Origin of the sequence: Neobacillus drentensis (assembly GCF_036965645.1) — a bacterium.
GTDB lineage: Bacteria > Bacillota > Bacilli > Bacillales > Cytobacillaceae > Neobacillus > Neobacillus drentensis_D.
Map to the genome: position 1 here is coordinate 9,529 of NZ_JBALPZ010000067.1, position 13,301 is coordinate 22,829.

Here is a 13,301-nt window from a genome sequence, read left to right on the forward strand (position 1 = left end):
CACAATTCTCATATTCAACTGTCTATACTACGTAATACACTAGTAAAGGTGGAATCTTAATGGGCAAAATACCATATTTCATCATGATCCTTTTTATTGCTATTGCCTTTTTTCTTCATATCCTTGCATTGATTCACATTTTCCCTATGCTGCTGAGTGCACCTATATTGTTTACTTCCATACTTATTTTTATTGTTTATCTAAATGATCGGAGACGTTTTAGAGGTTTTTAAAGGGATGGGGCCATACCGGCTCCATCCCTTTCCTTATGATAGTAACTTTTCTAATTCGTTTAATTTCTGTTCAAATACTTTACAAGCATCAGCAATTGGAGCTGCACTGGTCATATCTACTCCCGCCTTTTTTAGAACTTCTATTGGATAATTAGAACTTCCAGCACTCAGGAATTCTTCTATATAGCGCTTCACCGCCGGCTCACCTTCCTCAAGAATTTGCTTACTTAGAGCTGTGGCTGCACTAAATCCGGTAGCATATTGATAGACATAATAATTGTAATAGAAATGTGGAATCCTCGCCCATTCCAGACCGATTTCTTCATCTATCACAATATCCTCTTCACCAAAATACTTTTTATTTAAAGCATAATAAGCTTCAGTTAAAGAGTCTGCCGTTAACGCCTCATTATTTTGTGCCTTCTGATGAATTAAATGTTCAAATTCAGCAAACATAGTCTGACGGAAAACAGTCCCTCTAAAGCCCTCCAAATAATGATTCAATAGGTAAATTCTCTTTTGCTCATCATCAATGGTTTTTAATAAATAATCATTGAGCAGAGCCTCATTACAGGTGGAAGCTACTTCCGCCACAAAGATTGAGTAGTTGCCATAAGCATACGGCTGGTTTTTACGTGTATAGTAACTATGCACAGAGTGTCCAAATTCATGAGCAAGCGTAAATAAATTATTTACATTATCCTGCCAGTTCATTAAGATGTACGGATGCGTGCCATAGGCCCCGGATGAATAGGCCCCACTGCGTTTGCCTTTGTTCTCATGAACATCCACCCAGCGGTTTTCGAATCCTTCTGTTAGGATATTTGAATATTCCTCCCCTAATGGCGCTAGACCCTTTACCACTAAATCTTTTGCATCCTCATACTTGATTTCCATTTTTACATCTTTCACTAGCGGAGTATACAAATCATACATATGAAGCTCCTCAAGTCCGAGTACCTTCTTACGGAGCTTTATATATCGATGTAACAAGGGAAGATTTTCCGTCACCGTATTTACAAGGTTATCATAAACACTCTCTGGAATGTTATTGGCTGATAAGGCCGCATGTCTTGCAGAATCATATTTCCTAATCCTTGCATTGAAATTATCCTTTTTTACATTCCCGCTTAGCGTACTTGCAAAGGTATTTTTAAAGGCTCCATATGTCTTATAAACTGCTGTAAAGGCGTCACGTCTAACACGCTGGTCGGCGCTTTCCAAGAAGCGGCTGTAACGGCCATGTGTTACCTCGACCTCTTCGCCGTTTTCGTCTTGAATGGTTGGAAATTCAAGGTCTGCATTGTTCAACATACCAAATGTATTGCTTGAGGCATCCATAACTTCACTAGCCTCAGCCAGCAAAGCTTCCTGTTCCGCACTAAGTACATGAGGTCTCTGCAAATTGATTTCTTCAAGGGCATGTTCATATAATTTTAATTCTGTTTTTTCATTTAGAAAACTATTTACCTTTCCTTCATCAATAGATAGGATTTCCGGAACAATAAACGCTAATTGACTAGCGGCTTGAGAATAGAGATTTTTCATCCTGTCATCTAAGCCTTGGTAGAAGGAGTTCGTTGTATCTTGATCGTAGCGCATATGGGAATATGTATAGAGCTTGCCGATTCGTTCTAACAGCGTATCTTGAAACTGTAATGCTTGATAGAGCGTTTCAGCACTTTCTCCTAGTTTTCCTTCATATTGCTTTATCTCAGAAATTTGATTCTTTATTTCTTGAAACTCTTTTTCCCAATCTTGGTCACTAGCAAAAATATCTTCTAATTTCCATGTGTCCTCAACAGAAATTTCACTTCTTGCTGGAAGCTGCTTTACTTTTGTTTCATTTGCCATTTTTCATCCTCCATTCATCTTACTTGGAAAAACTTACTATTAACATATTCTCCTTATTTTGATTTTTTCCTTTAACAAATCTAAATGCCTTCCCCCTATATTATGCCCATATGGCGAATATTAATATAAATTCCCTGCTTTTATGACCGGGTTAGCATATTTTCATATTGAACTAGAAAATTCTGCTTTGCTTCTTCTTTTTCACGGTTTGTATGGGGGAATAAGATCTTCTTTTGCACTTCAAATATCATGTCACCCTTCCTGGTGAGGAAATTAAATTTCTCTAGAAGGAGTAGATATTCAATCATTACAGAAAAGGGGTTCACGTTTTTCACTTGTGGCAGATGGCGAATTATTATCTGTTTTTTAGAGATTCTCTTTTGAAAGGAGGTGTAAATTTCTTTCAGCGTGATTAGTTCATGGGGAGTCTTATGGGCTAAAACATCGACAAACAAATAGGTTTGCCAAATAAACGGAGGTGTTTGGATAAGGACAGAGTGATCAACCGGCAGACCAATTTCAGGTGGGAGCAGAAAGATATTTAATCCTTGATTATAGACTTCCTGCAGAAATGGCTTATGCTCGGCCCTTGGATGAAGTGCCCAGTTAAAGATGTATTTTTCCATTTCCTTACTCCACCTTGCCTGAGTTAAGGGATGGTCATTCTGGGGGTCTAAAATAGAGTCTAGCTCAATGGATTGAATGGGTAGTGATGAAAGATGAGCGAAAGAATTTTTTATGGAGAAGGGAGTAATGGATTCCACTAGTTGAAAGATTTGTTTTTCGGGGCAATAAGCAGGGATATAAAGTTTCCCAGATGATGCAGTTCTTAAAAATGAATATTGAAAGTTTGACAATGTGATAAGATCTTTTCGTTTCTGATGAAGATGACTGCTAGATAAGATCCATAACGGGATGTAACCATTTTCTAAATAAGTACTAGTTCTTTTCGTGAAAACTTTATCTGGTAAGGTAGAACATTGATACTCTAACGCATACCTTTTACCATTATAATTGAACATAATATCGGGCCGCTGCTGGATGTTTCGGTCATAGTATTCAAGAACTGATGCTATATTTTGTTTGATAAGCCACTGAAAAAGCTGCCTCTTCCCTTCTAGATGTTCATAGGTTTCATTTTCATAAAATTCACGGCATTGACCGCCCAGTTTATGGGCGAAGTGAAAAATTCTTTGATCTCCCAGTTTTAACAAGACTCTTTCCTGGCAAACCGGGCAAATAAATTCTTCCTTATCGCGCAGCGACATAAGTGTATCTTTTCTGTATTCAAATCCTAGGCAAATCTTTTTTCCCGTTTTGGTTAATGCAGTTAACAAATTGTTCCCCTCCTTTTCTACCTATCCATTCGACAATCCCTAAGCAAACTCCTGTTTATAGTAAAAAAAACTCGCCGCTTTCGACGAGTTTCAACATGAACACGATTAAAGAAGTGGTGATAATAACCTAGCGGTTGATTCTAAGATTCTAAATCCAATATGCCTTTGCTGAAAGGTTTCCAATTCCAGCTGTCTTGCATACTTTAAATCATTGATATATTCTTCGACAAGCTCTTCGGTACTTTTTGTTCGAAACAAAAACGCATTCACTTCAAAGTTCAAGTGAAAGCTCCTCATATCCATATTAGAGGTTCCAATTGAAGCAAGTTCATTATCGACTATGATAATTTTACTATGCATAAACCCGCGCTGATACTCGTATACCTTTACACCTGCTTCTAGAAGTTCAGGAAAATAGGACCTAGAAGCATGAAAGACAATTCGTTTATCTGGACGGTTTGGAACGAGAAGTCTTACATCAACACCGCTCAATGCTGCTACTTTGATTGCTGAAAATATATCTTCATCTGGAATAAAATATGGTGAAGCAATCCAAACAGATTTTTCAGCTGAGGCAATCATTGAGAAAAAGATGTTTTTAATAACACTCCATTCATTATCAGGACCCCCAGCAATAAGCTGTACACCACCATGATGTTTATTATCTAATTGGGGCGATAAGTATTCAGCTGTTAAAAAGCTATGGTTAGTCATGTAATACCAATCCTGCAGAAAGATTAACTGAAGTGTACGGACGGCCTCACCCTTAAGCATTAAATGGGTATCACGCCAAAAGCCAATTTCTTTGTTTCGGCCTAAGTATTCATCCCCAATATTTAAACCTCCGACAAAACCAATTGTCCCATCGATAACTATGATCTTTCGGTGATTACGGAAGTTAAATTTATTATTTAAGAATGGCAATTTAACAGGCCCAAACGAAACGGCTTCAATCCCGGCATTTCTCAAATCATTTATGTAATTCTTAGAGAGCTGCCAGGATCCTACTGCATCATAAAGAAAACGAATCTTCACCCCTTCATTCGCCTTTTGAATTAAAACATCCCTAATCTCTTGACCTATTTGATCGTGACGAACAATATAATACTCAAGATGAATATGATGCCTTGCTCTTTTTAAATGTTCAATAATATGGTCAAAGGTTTCTTCTCCATTGGTTAAAACCTTTGTAGAAGTATCAAATGAAATAGGACTATTCCCTAATTTTTGGGCAAGCTTAAATAATTTTCCTTGGTGCTGGCCCATTAAACTGATTTTCTCCTGGCTTCGTGGATCGTCGTCACCTTCTACCGTTAAAAACGCTTGTTTATCAAGGAAATATTTTTTCCTAAACATTCTTTCCTTCCGATAATTACGCCCAAATAATAAATAAAAAATAAAGCCGATCAGCGGAAAACTCCCTAATACTACTAACCAGGTAATCGTTTGTGTAGGATGACGATTCTCAAAAAAAATGACAAACCCTATAAAAATAACAGACAGTGTAATTAAAACACTTAAAAATCCGAAGATGCCGCTTTCTAGTTGGTCTTTAAAGTAAAACAATAATACCGATAAAACTGCTAAAAATAAGACCACCCTAACCGTGTTTTTCAGTGTACTCACCTGCCAATATTTTCAAATATCCATAATGATAAAAAGACCGATTTCAAATGTGAAATCGGTATAAGTATTAGCTAAAATATTTACGTATTTCTGAAAAAACATCTTTCGCCATAATCTCTTTTCCATATTCTTGAATCCGATGAATGGTCAACTGTGTTTCATAACCATATTCCAGTAAAACACTTAGAATATCATCAATTTCATCTTCTTCATATAAATCTTCCGGAAATTCAGTATATAAATAATATTTTCCTTCGAAGTGATAAAGCTTTGTATCTAAATTATCTAAACCTTCTCGATTTGATAAGCTAATAATATCTTCAAAATCTTTAAAAGCAAGCAGAAATTCCAAAGAATCTTCCTCTAGAATTAATTCATCTTCTTCTGAAGCATGATGACTAAAATGCTGATCTAAAATCTCGTCAATTTTTTCATCAACAGGAATGTCTTTTATTTTGTCATTAGGGATAGGGAGCTCAAACTTTTGTCCGTCTTTAGAAAGTTGGGCCTTGGTTACAAGGACCTCTAACCCTTTATCAAGTGCTTGGACTTGGATCCATAGTGGGCCTTCAACAACAAAATCCTCCTCACCATGAACTTCATCCATCATTTCCCAAAAGAGTTCCTCGCTGCGTTCCCGATTGTACCAGATTTCTTCTCGATCAAAGCCTCTCTCCTCAATATCACCGTAGGAAATGTAGAATTTTACAGTATATTCATCAATTCGTTCAATCTCCATCATACCCTCTCCCTTCCGTTTCCGTATTGAAGGGACAAATACCCCCAAGCAGATAATACTATTATGATTGACATCTAAAAAAAGAAATACTCTTGTACTTTCATTTTATGACAAAAGTACTTATATGGGAAATAAAAAACAATAAAATCTTAAAAACCATTCGTTTGCCTAATGATTTAATATAAGATATTCCTTTTATAATAGCAAAATGTATGATAATATACAAATTTAACGCGTAAGACAAAAAAAGACCTCCACTAAGAAGGTCTTTTTAATTAATTAACCATTTTTTGCGCTTCACGCAATTGGAAAGTTCTTACCCTTCTAGGCAAGAAGCGTCTGATTTCGTCCTCATTATAACCAACTTGCAGCCGTTTTTCATCGATGATAATTGGGCGTCGCAATAGACCAGGATTTTCTTTTATTAATTTAAATAAATCCTGTAATGGCATTGTATCTAAGTTTACATCTAGTTTTTGAAATGTTTTTGACCTGGTGGAAATAATTTCATCCGTACCATCTTCAGTCATTCGTAAAATTTCTTTAATTTCGTCCATTGATAAAGGCTCAGAGAAGATATTTCTTTCAGTGTATGGAATTTCATGCTCTTCCAACCATGATTTTGCTTTTCGGCATGATGTACAACTTGGTGAAGTGTATAGTGTTACCATCCGTTCTTCACACTCCTCTTTAATTTACATACTTGTAATCTTATATAGTCATGTACCCATTTTTATTGTGGAAGAAACCCTCTTCGTAATTAAAATAATTATAAATAAGTAATTTCTATCATAAATTATACACCACTGCTTCCAAAAAAGGTATCCCTTTTTGAAAAATAATCACAACAGAGGCATTTTTCAAATTCTAATGGCTACATGATATTAGACGAATAATTTTATAAAAGGTTTCATTTATTTTTCATTAATTAAGCTTGTAAATTAGAATAAATATTGCTTTCAATATTTGAATGTTCGTGGCAAGGTTAACTCTATTTGGAGCATAAACATTTAGAATTTATCATGCTCTAAGTGTCTCAAATTTTATATGACTAAGCTTAACTTACTCTTAACTTTTTATTCTCAATTAAAAAAACCTAAATGAAAACGCATTCACTAAATATTGTTCTTTCTTTAATTTTTACTTTCAATAAACTACAAGTTCTTTTACAATAAAATGAGAGGAAGGAATTCTTTATCAAATCATTTACGCCAATAGCTAAAATGGAGGGATTCATGATGGGTGCTTACATAACAGATTTGATGATCGTTGCTGTATTAATTATCGGCATTACTGCATTAATGGGTGTTATAACCAACGGCATTGGAGAAAAAATATTTGGTGGTAAACGCAGAACTGAATTTACTGATGAGAGTGCCAAATACCGGACTGGCTGGAAAGCTGTTGGGGGAAAAAAATAACTTGAACGAACAACGCTTCATGAATCACCTTAATATATATTCATGAAGTGTTGATCTTTTATGTCTATGGCGTATATTTGTGAATTAAAAAAGAGAAACGGTCTCGATTGAGACCGTTTATTTTTTATATTGCGTTTTATATTGTTCAAATTCTTTTTCAGAGCAATAAACCAAGTGCCCTGGAGCAATTTCTCGCATTTCAACTTTTTCATTTTCACCATAATTATGTTGGTTTGGATCATACATAATCCGGCGACGAGTTCTTTCTGATTCAGGATCAGGAAGAGGTATTGCTGATAATAGTGATTTAGTATATGGATGCATAGCATTTTTATATAATTCATCAGCTGGAGCCAGTTCCACCATTTTACCAAAGTACATAACCCCAATTCGGTCACTAATATATTTAACCATAGACAAATCATGTGCAATGAATAAATACGTAAGACCTTTTTCACGCTGCAGTTCTTTCATTAAGTTAACCACTTGGGCTTGAATGGAAACGTCGAGGGCAGATATCGGTTCATCGGCAATAATAAACTCTGGCTCAACGGCTAATGCTCTTGCAATTCCAATTCTTTGTCTTTGACCACCGGAGAATTCATGCGGATAACGATTAGCATGCTCTTTATTTAGACCGACCGTTTCAAGCAGCTGGTATACACGTTCCATTCGGTCTTTTTTGGTTTTAGCTAATCCGTGAATATCAATTCCCTCAGCAATAATGTCAGCTACTGTCATTCTTGGATTTAAAGATGCATAAGGATCTTGGAAAATCATTTGCATTTTTCGATTAAATTTCTTCAATTCTGCAATAGATTTTTTTCCATGAACATTTTCTCCATTAAAGAGAACTTGTCCTCCTGTTGCATTATATAGGCGAATAATTGATCGGCCAGTAGTTGATTTTCCACAGCCAGATTCACCAACTAATCCGAGCGTTTCTCCTTTGTAAATATCAAACGTAACACCATCTACTGCTTTGACCTGATTAGGACGACCAACATTAAAATGTTGTTTTAAGTCTTTAATTTCTAAAAGTTTTTCAGCCATTTATTTCCCCTCCTTAACAATGATCGGTTTTTCAAAGTTAGAGGAAAACTTTCGCATCTTTGTTTTAACCGCTTCTGGTGGTTCTACTTTAGGCGCATCCGGATGTAACAGCCATGATTTAACAAAATGCGTTTCAGAAATTTGGAATATTGGTGGCTCCTCCTCAAAATCTATGGCAAGAGCATATTCATTTCTGGCAGCAAACGCATCTCCTTTAGGAGGATTCGTTAAATCTGGTGGTGTTCCAGGGATTGCATTCAGCTGTGTCTCTTGGTCACTATCTAGACTTGGCATCGATGCCAAGAGCCCCCATGTATAAGGATGACGAGGATCATAAAAAATTTCGTCAACAGTTCCAACCTCAACAATTTGCCCTGCATACATAACTGCAACACGGTCAGCCACATTTGCTACAACACCTAGGTCGTGAGTAATAAATATGATCGAAGTATCCATTTTTTTCTGCAGATCTTTCATTAAATCAAGAATCTGAGCCTGAATGGTAACATCGAGCGCTGTTGTTGGTTCGTCCGCTATTAATAGACTAGGATTTGCCGCAAGTGCAATGGCAATCATTGCTCTTTGTCTCATACCGCCTGAAAATTCATGTGGATATTGATTAACTCTTTTTTCGGGCATTGGAATTCCAACAAGCTTCAATAATTCAATCGCTCGTTCCTTGGCATTTTGAGAATTCATATTATGATGCTTAGTTAAAACCTCCATAATCTGATATCCGACTTTCATAGTTGGGTTTAACGATGTCATCGGATCCTGAAAGATCATGCCTATCTCTTTCCCACGGATTTTTTCCATTTCTTTATCTGTTTTACGTGCAATATCTTGTCCTTTAAATAAAATCTGACCACCGGTTATTTTTCCTGGAGGCATCGGAATTAACCGCATAATTGTTTGAGTCATGACGGATTTACCGGAGCCGGATTCACCTACAACGGCAAGTGTTTCCCCTTTATATAAATCAAAGCTAATTCCTCGTACAGCTTGGACTTCTCCCCCGTAAACCTGGAATGAGACTTTTAAGTCTTTTACTTCAAGTATTTTTTCCATATTCTCACCCCTTATTTCTTAGTCGTGGGTCTAAGGCATCCCGCAAACCATCACCAATGACATTAAAAGCAAAAATAGTCAAAGCAATTAAAATAGCTGGGAAAAATAATCGCCACGGATAATATTGAAGAGCTGGAAGACCGTCGTTAGCCATTGTTCCCCAGCTTGCTAATGGAGGAGTTAACCCCAGACCTAGGAAACTTAAAAATGCTTCTGTAAAAATAGCTGAAGGAATAGTTAATGTCATTGTTACAAGGATTGAACCCATCGCATTTGGGATTAAATGACGGGACATTATTCTTGGAACACTTGCACCAAGAGTTTTTGCTGCTAAAACATATTCCTGGTTCTTAAGAGATAATACTTCCCCACGGACAATCCTGGCCATATTAATCCAGCCAGTAATCGACATCGCTAAGATCATCGTTCCAAGACCAGAGCCCATAACGACCATCAGCAGGATAACAAGAAGTAAATATGGAACGCCATATAAAATATCGGCTACACGCATCATGAACTCATCTACACGGCCGCCTTTAAAGCCAGCTATTCCGCCCCAAGTAACTCCAATTACAAAGTCAATAATAGCTGCTGCAACACCGATAAATAATGAAATGCGAGCCCCCTGCCAAGTTCGGGCAAACATATCACGTCCAAGGTCATCCGTTCCAAACCAGTGTGTACCAGTTGGCGGTTTATTTGTGTTCATTAAATTGTTTGACGCATAATCATACTTTGTCATATATGGTCCAAAGATTGCCATAAATATAAGGATAATCAATAAAATAACACCAAACATGGCAAGCTTGTTTTTTCGAAAACGAATAAATACATCCTTCCAAAAGGAAAGGCTTGGCTTTGAAATTTTTTCAGCATCAGATGCTTTTGAGCCTACAATTTGAAATTTTTCTTTCGATATTTGCTGCATATTTTATTCCCCCTTCTTCCCGCCAGTCAATTTTATACGCGGATCAATTAGTCCATATGCAATGTCGACAAGGAGAATAGACGCTAATAACAAAATACTATAAAAAACGGTAACTCCCATAATTACTGTATAATCTCGGTTTGAGATACTTAAAACGAAATATGATCCTAACCCTGGGATACCAAAGATCTTTTCAATAACAAAACTTCCTGTAATGATACCAGCTGACAAAGGGCCCATATACGATACAACGGGAAGAAGCGCATTTCGAATAGTATGTTTGATAATCATTGCCCCTTTGCTTAACCCCTTAGCCTTGGCTGTTTTTATATAATCATTATTTAATACTTCAAGCATACTAGATCGGGTTAAACGCGCAATAAAGGCCATCGGTGTTGCTCCGAGTGCCATAGCAGGCAAAACGGTGTGGGCAAATGATTCCCACCGGGCAACTGGAAATAAACCTAATTTAATCGCAAATATATATTGTAAAAAAGTCGCCATGATAAATGATGGAACCGAAATACCAAAAACGGCGACTATCATTGCCGAATAATCCTGCCATTTATTATGTTTAAGGGCAGCAATAACTCCTAAAAGGATCCCTATGGAAACTGCGAATAAAATAGCTTCAATCCCTAAAGTAAGGGAAATTGGAAATCCATCATTAATCAGGTCATTAACAGTACGGGATTCATATTTAAAAGATGGACCAAAATCCCAATGAATAATTTTAATTAAATAATCACCATATTGAACATACCAAGGTTTGTCTAATCCAAAATGTGCATTAAGGCTTGCCTCAATTTCAGGAGGTAATTTTTTCTCTGATGTAAATGGATTTCCTGGGGCTGTTCTCATTAAGAAAAACGTTGCAGTAACGATAAGCAGTAAAGATATTATCATATACAACAAGCGTTTACTAATATATTTCGCCAATTGACACACCTCCATTTTTTGCTAAAAAGCTTTAATCAAGAAACGAAGGTATACAGGATTAACTCCCATATACCTTCTTTCTATCATTTGTTTTTTTGTTAGGTATTATTTAAAATATGCCCACTTAAATTGTACGTCACCAAGTCCAGATACTACGACACCTTTTAAGTTCTCATCTTGAACCCAAGTATTTGTGTAGAAGTAAATTGGTGCTACAGGCATTTCATCCATAAAGATAGCTTCTGCATCTTTTAACATTTGTGTACGTTTTGCTGCATCCGTTTCTTTACCAGAATCGATAAGAAGCTGCTTGAATTTAGCATTTTCCCAATTTGTATCATTGTTTCCGCCTTTTTTGTCACGGAACAATTCTAGGAAGTTGATTGGATCGTTGAAATCTCCTAACCAGCCCATACGTCCGACTTGGTAGTCACCACTATGAAGTTTAGTGATATAAACTTTCCATTCTTCGTTTTCAAGCTTTACATTGATACCAAGTGTCTTTTTCCACATATCTTGAATAGCTTGTGCAATCTTTTGGTGTCCTTCATCAGTGTTATAGGACAATGTAATTGCAGGAAGCTCAGAAGCATCTTTTAATCCAAGATCCTTTAAGCCTGCTTCTAAGTATTCTTTAGCTTTCTTAGTGCTATTATCGTTAAAATAACCCTTTTTGTTCTCTTCAAACATTGATGGCGGTACAGCAGCCATAGCTGGAATTTGTCCACCTTGAGTTACATTTTCAACTATTGCCTTACGGTTAATTGCATAAGCGAGAGCTTTACGGATATTCACATTATTCAATGGCGGCTTTTCAGTATTAAATTTATACCAATAAACCCCGGCAATTGCTTGAGTGTGAAGTGAACCGTCAGCCTTTAATTGTGGAAGAACATCTTGAGGCAGTTGTCCAAGCGGCATACCTGCCCAATTTAATTCACCGTTTTTATACATATTAAGCTCAGTGTTGTTGTCATTAATCATGGCCATGTTGATTTTTGTAAGTTTTACAGTATCAGCATCCCAATAATTTTCGTTCTTTTCAAGAACGATGTTGCTGCTGTGCTTCCATTCAGTCATTTTGAATGGTCCATTGGATGTATATTGATCACCAGCATCTTTATACCAATTTGGATTTGCTTTAGCAATTTTGCTGTTGATTGGTGAGTAAGTATAGAAAGCTGTTAACTCCAAGAAATATGGAGTAGGATTTTCAAGCGTTACTTCTAACGTTTTATCATCAATTGCTTTTACACCAAGTGTATCAGGACTTGCTTTTCCTTCGTTGATTGCCTGAGCATTTTTCACGTAGTAAAGCTGGTAAGCATATTGTGATTGGTTTTTAGGATCACTTGCCCATTTCCATGCATAGACAAAATCTTCTGCTATTACAGGATCTCCGTTAGACCATTTTGAATCACGAAGTTTAAATGTGTATGTTTTCAAATCGTCAGAAGTTTTGATTTCTTCTGCCATCGCAGGTTGAGGCTTTCCGTCCTTATCAATACGTGTTAAGCCTTCAAAAGTTTGTCTGATAACCCCGCCTGAGGTTGAATCATTAGCCAAACCTGGATGTAATGAAAACGGCTCAGTCTTAATATTAAGGCTAAGTACCTGATCTTTTTTCTTGCTAGTGCCACCACTACTCTTTTTATCGTCGGTTGCATTATTATTTCCTGAACAAGCAGCAAGGAACATACTTAATACAAGCGATAGAGCTAATAGTAGTGAAATTTTTGATTTCTTCACTAGTAGACCTCCCTTTTCTATTATTCTGAAAAATTACTACATTCTCTATTATACATATTTTCAACTAATTGTACATTACTTTTTGAAAATTAATTTACATTTTCAAAACATAGATTACGTAATGATTACAATTGTCAATGATATAATTGAGACTTATACTTTAATTTTTTGTATACTACATCTTATTTATACCTGTAAAATCAAGCTTTTGTAAGGTAATCTCTCGTATTCCCACTTTAAGAAAAATCTTAAAATTCTCGCAATTTCGTTATTAGTAATATTAATAATCTCATTAATTTTCTACCATAATAATACAATGAATAGTTATATTGATATATCTTTTCTTATTAATAC

12 protein-coding genes are annotated in these 13,301 nt (G+C 36.2%); 2 read left to right on the forward strand and 10 right to left on the reverse strand.

Going from position 1 to position 13,301, the window contains the following annotated elements; all coding sequences use genetic code 11:
• Positions 1–59: 59 nt before the first annotated feature.
• Positions 60–233 carry a hypothetical protein gene (locus V7266_RS13845; protein ID WP_335468478.1) on the forward strand — a complete coding sequence of 58 codons (174 nt, stop codon included), beginning with the start codon at positions 60–62 and terminating at the stop codon, positions 231–233.
• A 33-nt stretch (positions 234–266) separates the two neighbouring features.
• Here the strand turns inward: V7266_RS13845 and pepF are convergent, their stop codons facing one another.
• From pepF to spxA, 5 genes are all read right to left on the reverse strand, one after another.
• Positions 267–2,087: an oligoendopeptidase F gene (pepF, locus tag V7266_RS13850; RefSeq protein WP_335468479.1), complete on the reverse strand. Its 1,821-nt coding sequence runs from the start codon at positions 2,085–2,087 to the stop codon at positions 267–269.
• 140 nt (positions 2,088–2,227) lie between these two features.
• A complete protein-coding gene (locus V7266_RS13855) occupies positions 2,228–3,424 on the reverse strand; it encodes a competence protein CoiA (protein WP_335468480.1) in 1,197 nt (398 codons plus the stop codon).
• Positions 3,425–3,529: 105 nt separating this feature from the next.
• On the reverse strand, positions 3,530–5,041 hold the full coding sequence (cls, locus tag V7266_RS13860) for a cardiolipin synthase (protein ID WP_335468534.1): 1,512 nt from the start codon (positions 5,039–5,041) through the stop codon (positions 3,530–3,532).
• Between the two features lie 76 nt (positions 5,042–5,117).
• Entirely contained in the window at positions 5,118–5,789 is a 672-nt protein-coding gene (mecA, locus tag V7266_RS13865; RefSeq protein WP_335468481.1) for an adaptor protein MecA, read from the reverse strand.
• Positions 5,790–6,064: 275 nt separating this feature from the next.
• Positions 6,065–6,460 (reverse strand): transcriptional regulator SpxA, encoded by a 396-nt coding sequence (gene spxA / locus V7266_RS13870; protein ID WP_335468482.1) that lies wholly within the window; start codon positions 6,458–6,460, stop codon positions 6,065–6,067.
• Between the two features lie 567 nt (positions 6,461–7,027).
• On the opposite strand from spxA, the gene V7266_RS13875 reads away from it, so the two are divergent.
• Positions 7,028–7,210, forward strand: coding sequence for a hypothetical protein (locus tag V7266_RS13875; RefSeq protein ID WP_335468535.1), 183 nt, complete (start codon positions 7,028–7,030; stop codon positions 7,208–7,210).
• A 117-nt stretch (positions 7,211–7,327) separates the two neighbouring features.
• On the opposite strand, the gene V7266_RS13880 is transcribed toward V7266_RS13875, so the two are convergent.
• From V7266_RS13880 to V7266_RS13900, 5 genes are all read right to left on the reverse strand, one after another.
• On the reverse strand, positions 7,328–8,263 hold the full coding sequence (locus tag V7266_RS13880) for an ABC transporter ATP-binding protein (protein ID WP_335468483.1): 936 nt from the start codon (positions 8,261–8,263) through the stop codon (positions 7,328–7,330).
• Complete coding sequence (locus V7266_RS13885; protein WP_335468484.1) at positions 8,264–9,331, reverse strand: ABC transporter ATP-binding protein; 1,068 nt, start codon at positions 9,329–9,331, stop codon at positions 8,264–8,266.
• A 4-nt stretch (positions 9,332–9,335) separates the two neighbouring features.
• Positions 9,336–10,259 carry an ABC transporter permease gene (locus V7266_RS13890; protein ID WP_335468485.1) on the reverse strand — a complete coding sequence of 308 codons (924 nt, stop codon included), beginning with the start codon at positions 10,257–10,259 and terminating at the stop codon, positions 9,336–9,338.
• Between the two features lie 3 nt (positions 10,260–10,262).
• Positions 10,263–11,198, reverse strand: a complete 936-nt coding sequence (locus V7266_RS13895; protein WP_335468486.1) for an ABC transporter permease — start codon at positions 11,196–11,198, stop codon at positions 10,263–10,265.
• Positions 11,199–11,303: 105 nt separating this feature from the next.
• Positions 11,304–12,896, reverse strand: a complete 1,593-nt coding sequence (locus V7266_RS13900; protein WP_420491403.1) for a peptide ABC transporter substrate-binding protein — start codon at positions 12,894–12,896, stop codon at positions 11,304–11,306.
• Positions 12,897–13,301: the final 405 nt, after the last annotated feature.